This is a genomic window from Bacillus sp. AFS055030 (assembly GCF_002574545.1).
Lineage (GTDB): Bacteria > Bacillota > Bacilli > Bacillales > Bacillaceae_G > Gottfriedia.
In genome coordinates, this window is sequence record NZ_NUGT01000009.1 from 35060 (window position 1) to 49655 (window position 14596).

At 32.9% G+C, this 14596-nt stretch carries 19 protein-coding genes and 1 pseudogene; all 20 read right to left on the reverse strand.

The window, feature by feature from the left end; genetic code table 11:
• Window positions 1–70: 70 nt before the first annotated feature.
• Window positions 71–958, reverse strand: a complete 888-nt coding sequence (locus CN925_RS03305) for a polyprenyl synthetase family protein (protein ID WP_098844853.1) — start codon at window positions 956–958, stop codon at window positions 71–73.
• Between the two features lies 1 nt (window position 959).
• Window positions 960–1187, reverse strand: coding sequence for an exodeoxyribonuclease VII small subunit (locus CN925_RS03310; RefSeq protein WP_483295164.1), 228 nt, complete (start codon window positions 1185–1187; stop codon window positions 960–962).
• Window positions 1174–2538: an exodeoxyribonuclease VII large subunit gene (gene xseA, locus CN925_RS03315; RefSeq protein ID WP_098844857.1), complete on the reverse strand. Its 1365-nt coding sequence runs from the start codon at window positions 2536–2538 to the stop codon at window positions 1174–1176. Before xseA ends, CN925_RS03310 begins: the two co-directional genes overlap by 14 nt.
• A 36-nt stretch (window positions 2539–2574) precedes the next feature.
• Window positions 2575–3450 carry a bifunctional methylenetetrahydrofolate dehydrogenase/methenyltetrahydrofolate cyclohydrolase FolD gene (folD, locus tag CN925_RS03320; protein ID WP_098844860.1) on the reverse strand — a complete coding sequence of 292 codons (876 nt, stop codon included), beginning with the start codon at window positions 3448–3450 and terminating at the stop codon, window positions 2575–2577.
• 37 nt (window positions 3451–3487) lie between these two features.
• Entirely contained in the window at window positions 3488–3868 is a 381-nt protein-coding gene (gene nusB, locus CN925_RS03325) for a transcription antitermination factor NusB (RefSeq protein WP_098844862.1), read from the reverse strand.
• Window positions 3869–4238: 370 nt separating this feature from the next.
• Window positions 4239–4700 (reverse strand): annotated as a pseudogene (locus tag CN925_RS03330) (GNAT family N-acetyltransferase); the annotation flags it as partial.
• 256 nt (window positions 4701–4956) lie between these two features.
• Window positions 4957–5355: an Asp23/Gls24 family envelope stress response protein gene (locus CN925_RS03335; protein ID WP_098844863.1), complete on the reverse strand. Its 399-nt coding sequence runs from the start codon at window positions 5353–5355 to the stop codon at window positions 4957–4959.
• Between the two features lie 15 nt (window positions 5356–5370).
• Entirely contained in the window at window positions 5371–6720 is a 1350-nt protein-coding gene (accC, locus tag CN925_RS03340; protein ID WP_098844864.1) for an acetyl-CoA carboxylase biotin carboxylase subunit, read from the reverse strand.
• 45 nt (window positions 6721–6765) lie between these two features.
• Window positions 6766–7251 (reverse strand): acetyl-CoA carboxylase biotin carboxyl carrier protein, encoded by a 486-nt coding sequence (gene accB / locus CN925_RS03345; protein WP_098844865.1) that lies wholly within the window; start codon window positions 7249–7251, stop codon window positions 6766–6768.
• Window positions 7252–7684: 433 nt separating this feature from the next.
• The gene (locus tag CN925_RS03350) at window positions 7685–8260 is read right to left on the reverse strand and encodes a SpoIIIAH-like family protein (protein ID WP_098844866.1); all 576 of its coding nucleotides are present in this window, start codon (window positions 8258–8260) and stop codon (window positions 7685–7687) included.
• A gap of 21 nt (window positions 8261–8281) precedes the next feature.
• Window positions 8282–8974 (reverse strand): stage III sporulation protein AG, encoded by a 693-nt coding sequence (gene spoIIIAG, locus CN925_RS03355; protein ID WP_098844867.1) that lies wholly within the window; start codon window positions 8972–8974, stop codon window positions 8282–8284.
• Window positions 8975–8980: 6 nt separating this feature from the next.
• Window positions 8981–9598, reverse strand: a complete 618-nt coding sequence (gene spoIIIAF, locus CN925_RS03360) for a stage III sporulation protein AF (protein ID WP_098844868.1) — start codon at window positions 9596–9598, stop codon at window positions 8981–8983.
• 8 nt (window positions 9599–9606) lie between these two features.
• Window positions 9607–10776 carry a stage III sporulation protein AE gene (gene spoIIIAE, locus CN925_RS03365; RefSeq protein WP_098844869.1) on the reverse strand — a complete coding sequence of 390 codons (1170 nt, stop codon included), beginning with the start codon at window positions 10774–10776 and terminating at the stop codon, window positions 9607–9609.
• Between the two features lie 21 nt (window positions 10777–10797).
• The gene (gene spoIIIAD / locus CN925_RS03370; protein WP_098845068.1) at window positions 10798–11187 is read right to left on the reverse strand and encodes a stage III sporulation protein AD; all 390 of its coding nucleotides are present in this window, start codon (window positions 11185–11187) and stop codon (window positions 10798–10800) included.
• Between the two features lie 26 nt (window positions 11188–11213).
• Window positions 11214–11417, reverse strand: a complete 204-nt coding sequence (gene spoIIIAC / locus CN925_RS03375; RefSeq protein ID WP_088072847.1) for a stage III sporulation protein AC — start codon at window positions 11415–11417, stop codon at window positions 11214–11216.
• A 12-nt stretch (window positions 11418–11429) separates the two neighbouring features.
• Window positions 11430–11942 (reverse strand): stage III sporulation protein SpoIIIAB, encoded by a 513-nt coding sequence (gene spoIIIAB / locus CN925_RS03380; RefSeq protein ID WP_098844870.1) that lies wholly within the window; start codon window positions 11940–11942, stop codon window positions 11430–11432.
• Window positions 11943–12863 carry a stage III sporulation protein AA gene (gene spoIIIAA / locus CN925_RS03385; protein WP_098844871.1) on the reverse strand — a complete coding sequence of 307 codons (921 nt, stop codon included), beginning with the start codon at window positions 12861–12863 and terminating at the stop codon, window positions 11943–11945. It lies immediately after the preceding gene.
• 16 nt (window positions 12864–12879) lie between these two features.
• Window positions 12880–13161, reverse strand: coding sequence for a YqhV family protein (locus CN925_RS03390; RefSeq protein ID WP_098844872.1), 282 nt, complete (start codon window positions 13159–13161; stop codon window positions 12880–12882).
• Window positions 13162–13364: 203 nt separating this feature from the next.
• Window positions 13365–13853, reverse strand: a complete 489-nt coding sequence (locus CN925_RS03395) for a DUF456 domain-containing protein (RefSeq protein ID WP_098844873.1) — start codon at window positions 13851–13853, stop codon at window positions 13365–13367.
• An 82-nt stretch (window positions 13854–13935) separates the two neighbouring features.
• Window positions 13936–14499, reverse strand: a complete 564-nt coding sequence (gene efp, locus CN925_RS03400; protein WP_098844874.1) for an elongation factor P — start codon at window positions 14497–14499, stop codon at window positions 13936–13938.
• Between the last annotated feature and the right edge of the window lie 97 nt (window positions 14500–14596).

Below are 14596 nucleotides of genomic sequence, written 5' to 3' on the forward strand. Positions count from 1 at the left end.
AAAGTAGTTACATTATACATAAATGAATAAAGCTATTCAAATGACATGTATAAAATGACATAATCAAAGTTTAAAAAGTGCGATTTTCAACAAAATCACAAATTGAGATTAAGTAGTCATCTTTAATCCCACATGCTCTTATATGTTGTTTAGCTTCAGTAATAAATGTATGAAGTCTCTCTTTAGCACCCTCGACGGAATATAGTTTTACATAAGTAGTTTTATCATTTTCTATATCACTACCAACCGGTTTACCTAATACTTCTTCATCACCTATTACGTCTAAAATATCATCTTGTATTTGAAATGCGATACCAAGTTTATAAGCAAATTGCGTTAGATGAGATAATTGTTCGGCTGTTGCTTTTGAAATAATTGCACCTGCAATTACTGGATACATTAGCATTTTACCGGTTTTCCTTTCATGGATTGATTGCAACTCTTCTCCAGAAAGCTCTTTACTTTCACCTTCCATATCAGCTACCTGACCGGCAACCATACCTTCAGGACCCGCAGCAATCGCTAATTCACTAATTAATTGTAGTTTCACTTGATCAGAAACACGACAATCATTCATTTCCGTAATTAATTTAAATGCGTAAGTCAATAATCCATCACCTGCTAGTACCGCAAGATCTTCTCCAAATACTTTATGATTTGTCGGTTTTCCTCTTCGAAAATCATCATCATCCATACATGGTAAATCATCATGAATTAATGAATAAGTATGAATCATTTCTAAAGCACATGCAGGTTTAATCCCAATTAATGGGTCATTACCAAATGCGTCTAGCGTTGCGAAAAGTAAAAGAGGTCTAATTCTTTTACCTCCACCTTGCAATGAATAGGACATAGATTCTTTTAATTTTTCTGGTGCTTTTAATCTTTCAACCGATTTCAACATTTCATCATTTACTATTCTACTGGAATACTCCATAAAATCTTTGAAAGTGTTCATATTAATCCTCCTCAACAGTAAAAGGAGTTTGTTCACCCTGTTCATTTAAAATAGAAGTCATTTGTTTTTCAACTTTAGTAAGCTTCTCTTGACAAATTTGAGATAGTTTTATACCTTCTTGAAAATATTCGATCGCTTTTTCAAGAGGTACGTCACCTTGCTCTAATTTTTGGACGATCATTTCAATTTCTTTAATTGCTTCTTCAAAAGAACGCTCATTTTGTGACAATTGATTCACTCTCCTTTACTTCAAGCACTGTACAATTTAATTTCCCATCGGTCATTTGTAATTGGAATCGGTCTCCACTTTTTGCCTGTTTAACCGATTTCATCAATTCTTTATCATTTTTATATGCTAATGAATAACCTCTGGCCATAACTTTTAATGGACTAAGAGCATCAAGTGTATGAATTATTCTTTCCATTTCAAATTTCTTTTGGGTAATTAGTCGATTAAATTCTTTTTGTAATGCCATATGTAATTGCTCGTGCTTTTGCTTTTCAAGCTGAACTCGATTACTTGGATGATGAATAAGCAGTGATGAATTTAGTTCTTTAAGCTTATTTATTTTCGTCTTAACAATTTCATTTATAGAAGTATGTAAGCGCTCATTAATCCGGTCAAATTGCTCTTGTTTTGGATGAAATAATGAATTTGGATATCTAAAAACATATGCATCTTGAACAGCCTTTAATTGCGCTTGTTTTCGTTCAACAATCATATCCATCGCTTTATTAAGTCTTGATTTTCGAACTGTAAATTGCTCTAGTATTTCTCTTTGACTTAATGAAACTAATTCTGCTGCAGCTGTTGGTGTAGGTGCCCTTAGATCAGCGACATAATCAGCAATTGTCGTATCCGTCTCATGACCCACTGCGGAAATGATTGGGATTTTTGATTCAAAGATCGCTCGCGCTACTATTTCTTCATTAAAGGCCCAGAGTTCCTCAATTGACCCTCCACCTCGTCCAACTATTAACACATCAATTTCTTTCATTTTACCCGCTGTTTCAATTGATTTTACAATCGACGCTTTCGCTCCTTCACCCTGTACAAGTGTCGGAATTACAACTATTTTTCCAATTGGATATCTTCGTTGAATCGTTGTAATAATATCTCGGACAGCAGCACCCGTTGGTGAAGTAACAACCCCGATTACACTAGGAAAAGAAGGAATCTTTTTCTTAAATTTCTGATCAAAGAGTCCTTCTTCTAATAGTTTTTTCTTCAATTGTTCATAAGCTACAAAGAGACCGCCAACCCCATCGGGCTGCATGTCTCTTATGTAGATTTGATAGCTACCAGATCCTGGGTATACATTTATCTCACCTTGTACAATAACCTGCATACCATCGGTTGGTTGAAATGCGATATTTGCATTATAAGATTGAAACATGACAGCTGCAATTCTAGCACCATCATCTTTTAAGGTAAAATAATAATGACCGCTAGATGAATGACGTTTAAAATTTGAGATTTCTCCACGGAGAAGTATATTTTGCAAATTACGATCCGCTTGAAATTTTGCTTTTAAATATTTAGTTAATGCTGTAACAGTAACTGGTAGCTTTTCCGTCATGCATAGCCCTTCTTTCATTCATACAAAGCAAAAAGATTAAAGTTTCGTACTCAAATTTAATTTACTATCAATTTGAGAAGCTGCTTTTAACGTATTATGAAGTAGCATTGTAATTGTCATTGGACCTACTCCACCTGGTACAGGAGTGATATAACCCGCAACATTTTTTACATCTTCAAAATTTACGTCTCCGCATAATTTGCCATTTTCGTCTCTATTCATACCGACGTCAATGACAATTGCTCCCTCTTTAACATAATCAGCTGTAATTAATTTTGCTACACCAATAGCAACAATTAATATATCAGCTTGCTTTGTAATATTTTTTAGATTAGTTGTACGTGAATGTGTATAAGTAACCGTTGCATTTTCGTTTAAGAATAGTTGTCCAACTGGTTTCCCTACAATATTACTACGTCCAATAACAACGACATGTTTTCCACTAATCGGAATATTAGTATTTTCTATTAATTTTAATATACCAAAAGGAGTACAAGGTAGTAATGAATCTTGATTTGTCATCATTCTTCCAATATTAATTGGATGAAATCCATCAACATCCTTTAATGGCGAAATTGTTTCAATTACTTTCTTTTCTGAGATATGAGCAGGTAATGGCAACTGAACTAAGATACCATGAATTGACTGATCATCGTTTAATTTGTTTACAACGGATAATAACTCATCTTCAGTAACTGTTTCAGGTAATTCAATTACTTCAGAATACATTCCTAATTCATTACATGCTTTATGCTTTGAATTCACATATGTTCTTGAAGCAGAATTATTTCCAACTAAAACAACTGCTAAACCTGGTGTAACACCTTGTTCTTTTAATTCTGAAACACCAATCTTTAACTCCTCACGAATTGATACTGAAACTTCTTTACCATTAATTAATGTTGCTACCATTTTAGTTTCCCCCTATGCATATAAACAATCTATCTATTTAGAATTTTGATAATACCGCATTGATAAATTTACTAGAATCATCGTCACCGTAAACTTTAGCAATCTCAATCGCTTCATTGATTGCTACACTTTTCGGAACATCCTCTAGGTAATTAATTTCCACTAGAGCGATTCTAAGGATATTACGATCAACAGTGCCTAAACGATCAATCGTCCAGCTTTCGATATTTGAAGCTAATTGTTCGTCAATTACTTCTTTATGACTAACAAAATTTGTTACAATTGCCTCTAAAAATGCATCTTGTTTTTCTTCTGCTTCTTCTAATACATGCTTTAATGCATCTGAAGCATTCGCTTCACTTAAATCCATTTGGAATAATGTTTGTAATGCAAGTTCCCTTGCTTTTCTACGTTTCATCAAAATAATAAACTCCTTTAAGCTAAATTCATCATTCGTTGCATAGGTAATAACGAATTTTTTGTATAGTAACACGTTATTTTACCATTTTTTTTAATAAGTTCCAACGACTGTCTTTATTAACTCTTATTTTTATTATTATTAACGTTTCTAAGCAAACTCAATACTTTAAACTCTTTTCTACATTTTAACTTAAAATCGAAGAAAATAACAGAAGAATGTTTGTGTTTTTTAAAAAAATATTCATTTTTAGTACTATAAAACAATATTTACATACCAAAACACGAACATTAGAACCAAAAGTATAAATAGAATGGGATTAATGGGATGATAAAAGATTTTTAAGAAGTAAAAAAATTAATAAGTACGATTAGATTTTAACGTCTTTTCTATACAACTTGCTCTCTGCCCATTCATGTTCTAGTATGCTATATAAATACGTGTCTCTCCAGCCGTCTCTTAATAATAAATCTTCACGCATTTTACCTTCTAGAGTTAATCCACATTTTTCAAGTACTTTTGCTGATGCAATGTTTCTAACATCACATGTTGCAAATATACGATGAAGCTTAAATTTATTAAATCCAAATGAAATTATTTCTTTCGTAACTTCACTCGCAAATCCCATGCCCCAATAGTTCGGATGAACGATATATCCTATTTCACCTATTTGATTTATTTCATCCCTATTATTAAACTCGATCGATCCGATTAATTCACCCGATTTATTTTCTATTATTGCAAATGCAAATCTAGTCCTATTTATTTGTTTCATATCTTTTAGGATGTTTTGAATAAATTCCTTAGTCTCATTTTCAGTATTCGGTCCCCATGGTTGAAATTGACATACAACTAATTACGATGCATATTTATGTACTTGTTGCCAATCGCTTTCAACAAATTCGCGTAAGTTTGTTCTATTAGTCCTCAAAATTATGTTCATAAAATCACCTATTTCATTTTTAAATAAATTTTAACATATTTCGAAATATTTAATCAGTTAGTAAGACTAGTCCTAAATGGTCCTTACTTCCTTATCTAGCAAACAAAAAAAGAGCCTCTATATAATAGAGACTCTTTTTATAATATTAAAGTTCAATTGGAGCTTCTTGATCAGGTTTCGTATCGAATTGAACTCCTACTACATGAACATTTACTTCAGATAATTCAAGACCTGTCATCGTTAACAATGCTTGACGAATATTGTCTTGTACATTACCTGCTACAGTTGGGATTGACTTACCAAATTTAACTAGAATGTATACATCGATTGTAATTCGATCGTCTGTTAAATCAACTCGGACACCTTTACCGTGATATTTCTTTCCGATAATTTCAGAAATACCAGATGCTAGGTTTCCACGCATGCTTGAAACACCATCAACTTCAGCAGCTGCAATACCAGCAATTACTTCGATTACTTCAGGTGCGATTTCTACTCGACCTAATGTCGCAGTACCCATTTCTAAAATTTGATTTTCGTTCATACAGATCCCTCCACTTTATCCTTTAACAAGCGCATGCTCCTCAAGGAATTTAGTATTATACTTCCCTTTTACGAAGATTTCATTTTGCAATAAATTTAAATGGAATGGAATTGTTGTGTAAATTCCTTCTACCACAAATTCCTCAAGTGCTCTTATCATTATAGCAATTGCTTCTTCTCTTGTCTTGCCATGTACGATAACTTTCGCAATCATAGAATCATAATATGGCGGAATTGTGTATCCACTATATACAGCAGAATCAACACGAACATTCGGACCCCCTGGTGGTAAATACGAAATGATTTTACCAGGAGAAGGCATAAAGTTTTTATCTGGATTTTCTGCATTAATACGACATTCAATTGACCATCCTTTTAAAGATACGTCTGATTGAGTTATTTTTAACGGATGACCTTTAGCAATTAATAATTGTTGCTTAATAAGATCAATACCAGAAATATATTCAGTGACAGGATGTTCAACTTGAATACGTGTATTCATCTCCATAAAGTAGAAGTTTTTAGTCTGTGGTTCATAAATAAACTCTACAGTACCTGCACCCCAGTAATTAACTGCTTCAGCTGCACGAACAGCTGCTTGACCCATTTTTTGACGAGTTTCTTCGTCTAATACAGGTGATGGAGCTTCTTCTACTAATTTTTGAAGACGTCGTTGAATTGTGCAATCACGTTCTCCAAGATGAATCGTATTACCATGTTCATCTGCTAATACTTGAATTTCAACATGTCGAAAATCTGTTATATATCGTTCAAGATACACACCCGGATTACCGAAAGCTGTTTGAGCTTCTTGTTGAGTAATTTGTATACCTTTTACAAGTTCGTTTTCATCTTTTGCTACACGGATTCCTTTACCTCCGCCACCAGCTGTAGCTTTTATAATAACTGGATAGCCGATTTCTGCAGCAATTTTTTTACCATCTTCTACACTTTCAATAATACCTTGTGAACCAGGCACTACAGGTACTCCTGCTTCTTTCATTGTTTCTCGAGCAACGTCTTTTGTACCCATTTTAGAAATAGAATCAGCCGTTGGTCCAATGAATTTCACATTGCACTCTGTACATAATTCTGCAAAACTAGCATTTTCTGATAAGAAACCATAACCAGGATGGATTCCGTCACAACCAGTTAATTTGGCGATACTAATGATATTTGTCATATTTAAATAACTGTCTTTTGATAATTTAGGACCGACACAATATGCTTCATCAGCCATTTGAACATGTAATGCTTCTTTATCTCCTTCAGAGTAAATAGCAACTGTTTCAATATTTAATTCTTTACATGCTCTAATAATTCGAATGGCGATTTCGCCTCGATTCGCTATTAAAACCTTTTTCATTTCTTCACCTTCTCTAGTAAAGTACTGTTAATTTTTTATAGTGATTTAGGCCTTTACCAAGAATAAAGGTTGACCGTATTCTACTAATTGACCATTTTTAGCAAGTACTTCAACGATTTCGCCTTCAACTTCAGCTTCAATTTCATTAAAAAGCTTCATTGCTTCAACGATACAAACGATTGAATCATTTTTAATACGATCGCCAACTGTTACGTATTCTTTTGCATCAGGAGATGGAGATGCATAGAAAGTACCTACCATTGGTGATGTAATCTTATGTAAGTTACTTGTATCTTCTTTTTCCACTACAGGTGCAGCAACTTCTTGTGCAACTGGTTTTTCTAAAGTAGCAACTGGTGCAGATGTCACAACAGGAGCTACCTCTTGATGTACAACTGGTGCAGATGTCACAACAGTTGGTTGACCACCTTTTTTAATTTTAACAATAGCACCATTATCCTCTAATTCGAATTCATTTATTGTTGATTGATCGATTAACTTAATTAGTTCTCTAATTTCATGAATTTTCATTCTGTTCACCCCTTAAGACATATAGTCTAATCTTATAACCTAATACTAAACTTTTCAACAAATTATTTTAACCAAGGAATTTCCTAATTATTTTTAGCTATTTTTCAAGGAATATTTATAGATTATTCCTTACCAAAAATAATTCAATATAAACTATTATAACAGGGAAATACTAAGACAGAAAGTACATAGGAATTACGAATAATCCTAAAATTCATAATAAATATTAATAAGCTTATTAAAATAAATGAAGAGCCATATAGAATGCTCCACTAAGCAAGAGGCGATTTAAACAGCCGGCAACCTCTTAGTTTTGGGCTAATACATACATAATGTTTTCCTTACACGTACTTTTATTTTGTCTAACGAAAGCTTGCTTTTTTTAGCAAAATAATAGCCAGTAGAATAACTTCTACTGGCTTAGTTCATAAAATTATTTAACTTGGAATTTTACAACTACTAGTTTTTCACCTAAGACACTTCTTGTCATTTGAATAATGTCATTGGCTGCTTTTCTACTTGGTTTTGCTGATGTTACATCTACTTTTACTTCATCTTTGTCAGAACGAACTAGCGCATCTTTATACCCAGCTTCTTTTATCATAGCTTCTACGTCTGATTCTAATGCAGTTAATTTTTGAAGTTCATTCATGTTAGTAAATGCTTCACTCTTTTCTTGAGCTGATGCAGTTGCAGAGTCAACAGTAGCTTTATACTCATCGATTAATTGACTTCTTTGATCTTCTTGTTCCATGCGTTGTTTTAAGAATACTTCACTAGTAGAATTTTCTTGAGAAGTAGTTTCTTTATCATTATGTTTTGAAGTAGCTGTATTAGCATCTGTTTTCTTCGCATCTTTAGGCGTTGAATCTAATGAATCAGTATTTGTATTCGTATTCATGTTCATAAAACTTGTTGTTTTTAAATTATCAGGTGTCGTAACATAATAAACTGATAATACTACTACTAAACTTAACATTGTTAATAACCAAATTGTTTGTTTTTTCATTTAACTTTTACCTTCTTCCTCTTATTTTTTTGGTTGTACAGAGACACGATAGCTTGGTACATCAAGTAATCGTGTAACGGCTTCTCTAATCATTTGTTTAATTTCTAGATTTTGTGCACCTTTAGCTACAATTAAGACTCCTCTAATCCTTGGCATTTCAGTCTCAACTATTACTGGCTCTTGTTTATCTCCGTTATCAATAATGACTACTTGCTCTTCTTGAGATTGATCATCAATATTTCGTGTTCCACCTTGTTTATCAGTTTCATTCGTTTCTTGAGTTCGATTTGTTTTGTTCGTTTGATAGACTTTCCTTCCACTACTTTCAAGATTTATTTCTACTTTTACATTACTTACACCAGCCATATTATTTAATGTTTCTGTAAGCTGCTGCTCGTATTTTTTTTCAATTTCTTCTATTTTGTTCGATGAGGATTTTCCACCACCACTTCCAAGAGTCTCAACAGCTTGTTCATTATTTTTTGGTGATCCACTCGTTTCTGTCGAAATAGGTGAAAGCATTGAATTCGTTTTTTGATTTGTATTAGCAAAAAGACTGCTTGCAATCATCCAACAAATCCCGAGTCCCAGTAAAGCAAGTACATATTTTCTCGTCAGTTTAAATGGACTTTTTTCTTTGTCAGAAGAGGTATTATCATCGCTATTTCCTTTTAGAAAGTCTGCTAATTTTATTGGTGGAATCTTTTTTTTCATTTGTCATTACTCCCCTCCTTCCATTTTGACTTCGATTTGCTTGTCCTCAAGCTCCCATTTATTTGCTAAAAAAGTTTGTAACTCTTGATGTTTAATTTTTTCATCGTCTGTCTGGACTGGCTGATCAGTATTAATTGATACTTCTTGAACAGGTTCTACATTGCTTGTCTCATCTTTTTTAGGGCCTACGTAAACGATTACTTTAGATAGATCTTGAGCTGTTTTTACTGTATTAACTCCATCTTTTACTTGTAAATCCACATTTGTAATGACCTGTTCAAATTCTTTCGTAAAGCTTTTTTCAACGTCCTTTTTCATTTGGACAGCCATTTGTTTTAATATATATGCACGCTCTGCTTCTTGTATTTCATTTTTCTTATTATTTATTTCATTTTTTATTTCACCATTAGCTACATACGTTTCAGACTGGTACCCAGCAAGCACTTCTTTTATATTTACTCTGAATAATTGAAATATAGGTTGAAGCATCATGACAATTAATAATAGACTCGCTACAAATCGCACATATTTTGCTAAGCCGTTATTTGGAATTAACATCATAATGACGGTTGCAACTAGTATATAGACGATAATATTTGAAACCCAGTGTATAAAGAATTCCATTTTTTCACCTACCTAAACATGACGACAATGTTACCTGCCGCTATTATTAAAGTCATACTCAAGAAAAACATTAGTGAAACAATTGCTAAACAAACAAATAAATAAGTTACACTTTTACCGATCGTATCAATCGTGCTTATGATATTTTTACTTCCAACAGGTTGTAAAATCGCTGCTGAGAATTTATAAATTAAAGCTAAAATTAATATTTTAATAGCTGGGAAAACAACGATTGCTAACAATGTAACTAATCCTACGATCCCAACTGTATTTTTTAATAGCAAAGAAGCACTAATGACTGTATCAGTTACATCTGCAAAAACTTTACCAACAACCGGAACAAAATTACTTGTTACAAATTTAGCTGTTTTTACTGCTATCCCATCCGATACTGCAGTCGTCAAACCTTGTACACTTAATACCCCTAAAAAAATAGTTAAAAAGATTCCTAGTACCCCTACCGCAACATTCCTTATTAAAGAAGCTAATTTCGTTACCTTTAACTCATCATTTATAATGCTTACAATACTTAAAATTGTAGATACAAGAATTAAGGGTAATACAAAATAGGTTACTAGTAATCCACTTGTATGCATTAAAAATATTAAGATTGGATGGAAAACGCCAACTGATATCACACCACCTGATGTCGCAATTAAAGCTAGTAAAATCGGTATTAATGCTCGTAAAAAATCAATCATAACTGTAATGGCATCTTGTGTAGCCTGAGTGGCAATATAAAAACTATTTAATGCAAACACGACTAATACTAGAAAAACAACACTATCCGCAATTTTACTGACGGTACTCTTCTCAAATGCATTTTGTAATGATTGGAGTAAAGAACTAAAAATAACTAACATAATTAAGATCCCTAATATTTTTCCATTACTTAATAACTCAAAAAATATATATTTAGCAAATGCTATAAACCATTCTTGCAATGAAAATTTCTTTTCTCCCTTAATAAATTGGATAAAGTCCCCTTTTTGACTTTCTGGTAAAAAACCACCATATTGATGAACAACTTCATCCCAATACTTTTGAACTTCGTCGATCCCTAACTTTTGTATTTGTTCATTTACGATTTCAGCAGGTGGAGGAGCAGCTTGTACAATTCTTGGTACTAAAAAAAAGAGAGTAAAGAAAAGAAGAAATACTTTCATCCTTTTTGACATAATGTCCTCCCTTCCTTACATCTAAGAAATTTTTGGTAAAAAACTTAAAATTGTTTCAATTAAAGCTGTTAAAATAGGTACTGCAAGAACCAAAATTAATACTTTTCCCCCTAATTCAATCTTAGAGGCAATTGCACCTTGGCCTGCATCTTTCGTAATTTGAACGCCAAATTCAGCTATGTATGCGATGCCAATTATTTTTAATAAAGTTTCAACATACACATTTTTAATACTCGCCTGATTTGCTAGTTTTTGAATTTGATCTAATAAGAATTGCACTTTATCTAATAAAAATAAAAATAATACGCAGCTAATAAAAATTGTTATTGCTAAAGTAAAATTATTCATTTTAAATTGATTTAATAGAAGAATGACAAATGTAGCTGCTAACCCAATGCCAACAATTTGGATGATTTCCAACGACTCTCACCCCTAATCTAATGAAATAGAAATACATCCCTAACTTTATTAAATAGATCACCAGCTTTCGTGATAACTTGTAGAAATACGATAATGAATGCAGTAATAATTGTCCATGTAGCAAACTCTTCTTGCCCAGCTTTTTTTAAGACCGCATGGATAATGGCAGCAATTACCCCAATCCCAGCTATTTGAAACATCAGTGCATAATTTGTAATCAATTTAAACCCCTCCTACAAGAGTAATATAACGATTAATATTCCACTTAAAACGCCTAGCATTTTAGACATTCGTTCGTAACTACCTTGCGAATCGATTGCTTCCTGCTCTTCTCTTTCTAAATGTTTTAATGCTAAAATGATTTGTTTTTGTTGTGAATATTTATCATGCATACCAATCGTCTCACCGAACTGTAATAATACTTGTATATCTGACTCTTTAATCGAGACTGTTTTAGCATATTTCGTTAATGAATTTTCCCAGGCTTCTTTCGCTGAAAATGCACTCGTTTCAAGTTGCATTGCAAAATCATGTAAACAATTTTTAATCGGTCCTTTTAATTGACCAGAAATTCTTCTAAACGCTTCTTGCAGTGGTAATTGACTATACATTACCTCTGCTTCAAGTGATTGAAGAGCCAACTTCCAGCCCCTTAATTCTTTTGTCCGTTCTGATAATCTACTTGCAAAATAAAATCCAAGCCAACTTGTTGAAAAAATGATAAAAAGTGCGCCAATCCATCTCATTTAAAGCACCGCCCTCGAATGAAATAAACTAGTGCAATCCTTATTTTTAATATCTGTAACTGTACCAGGTGATGGATAATTTGAAATTTCAATAAATCGTTCAAATGTTCCATTTTGAAACAAAGGCAAAAGAGAGGGGCGTTTTCGTATTTCCTCTAATGAATAGCCATGAACCGTTACGATTAATTGAACACCTGCAAAGATTGCTTCTAAAATCGCATCTACATCTTCCTTTTTTCCAATTTCGTCCACAAGAATGACATGAGGACTCATTGACCTTACAAGCATCATCATTCCTTCAGCCTTTGGACACGCATCTAATACATCGATTCTTTCACCAAATGTATATTGAGGTACCCCTTTTACTGAACCTGCTATCTCAGAACGCTCGTCAACAATACCAACCTTTAAAGGTCTTATTCCCCTTATGGCATCACCTTGACTCACTACTCTAGCAAAATCCCTTAGTAATGTTGTTTTCCCTGCTTGTGGGGGGCCAATCAGCATTGTGTTTTTCCATCTTCTTTCATAAACATACTTTACAAATGGACTAGCTATTCCTACTTTTTCTTTTGCTATACGAAAATTATAAGAACTAATATCTCGAATCATTTTAACCATTCCATTTTCTGTTACTACGCGACCAGCTAACCCGACACGATGCCCGCCTTTTATTGTGATATAGCCTTTTTTCAATTCTTCTTCAATTGTATAAATTGAAAACTGACTTAACTTACCGAGAATTTGCCCGCCTTCTTCTTCTGTTAAGATATAAGGTATAAAATTTGACTGATTATTAGCGATCACTTCAACCGGACGCCCAACCCGTAATCTTAATTCCTCTACTTGATGGAGATCTCCATATGAACGTTGTAGCTTTTCTTTTATTAATGTAGGCAATACGTTGAAAACCTCTTCCATTAAAGGTCACATCCTATCATTTAAAAACTGCCAACAATATTAAAAACACACCACAAACTACTAAAACTAATCGAATAGGATCCAACTTTGATGCAACACCTATAATTCCTATGGCCATTGTAGAAATGAGGATAATAGGCCCGACAGTTGCTAAAACACTATTCACTGCTAAGGCTTTCTTAATATCGTTTAAATACAAAATTGTAAAAGCAGCAATCAATTCAATACTTCCACCAAAAACTCTGAGCATCCCCATACTTAAAACTGCCCGATCCATCGAATCAATCCAATCCTTCATAGCTACACACCTTTTTTCATTCTTTTTTATTACTAATATGCCAAACATGTCCATTTCAGAAGACAAACATTAATTAGAAGGTACAAAAAAAGAGAGAAGTCGTAAAACTTCTCTCTTTTCACTTGCTCAAGAATTAGTTACTCATAAAAGATTCATAAGTAACTAAAAAAGCTGAATCGATCGGTAAGATTCTAAAAACCAATTTAAAATATAATATAAACGAAAAAGATTATGACCATAATAACTTGCAATACCGCTTTTGCGAGTGAGCTACTAATAAAAGAGACAACTGTCGCCCATGCAGATTTTATCGACTCTTTCGTATTCTTCCCTTGCATTTTCTCTGCTATAAAGACAGAAATGAATGGAACAATAATTAAGCCAAAGGGAGGAAAAACGAATGAACCAACAATTACAGCTAAACACCCTACTCTTTCACCAGTTTTTGTACTACCATATTTTTTAAGAAAATATTTATTAGCCAGTATATCCGCTAGAAAGATAACAGCTGTAAAAATCAACATAATAATCCAAAATGACAAATTTAAATTACTTTTATTCATACCAAAGTAATAAATTAAAAAACCTACCCATAATACTGGTACCCCTGGAATAATCGGTTTGATTAGCGCAATAAATGCCAATGCAAAACAAATAATAATCAATGTCCAAAGAATAATGGATGTAATCATTTTATTACCTCCTTACTAAGTTAGATTTGTTAATGTAAAAAAGAGGCACTCTTTAAAAAAGTGCCTCCATTTTTTCATTTAATTAAGATTTAGCACGTGAAACGTAGCTAGCTTCAGTTGTGTTAATAATTAATACTTCACCTTCATTAATGAAGATTGGTACTTGTACTACTAAACCAGTTTCCATTGTAGCTGGTTTTGTAACGTTAGAAGCCGTATCACCTTTAATACCTGGTTCAGTTTCAACTACTTTTAGCTCAACTGTGTTTGGTAATTCAACACCTAAAATTTCACTTTCAAAAGTCATGATATAAACTTCCATATTTTCTTTAAGGAATTTTAATTCACGTTCAATATTTGCTTCTGGTAATTCAATTTGCTCATAAGACTCATTGTCCATGAAAACATGTTGGTTACCATTAGCATATAAATATTGCATTTTACGGTTTTGAATATGTGCTTTTGCTACTTTCTCACCAGCACGGAATGTTTTTTCTTGTACAGCACCTGTACGTAGGTTACGAAGTTTTGAACGTACGAATGCAGCACCTTTACCTGGTTTAACATGTTGGAAATCGATTACTTGCCAAAGTCCACCGTCAGTTTCAATTGTTAAACCTGTACGAAAATCGTTTACTGAAATCATTAAATATCCTCCTAAAAAATGAAATGGTTCTATAAGTATGTATTGTGTAAAAAAAGAACCATTTCTCTTACCATGAATTTCTTTTACAACTTTATAT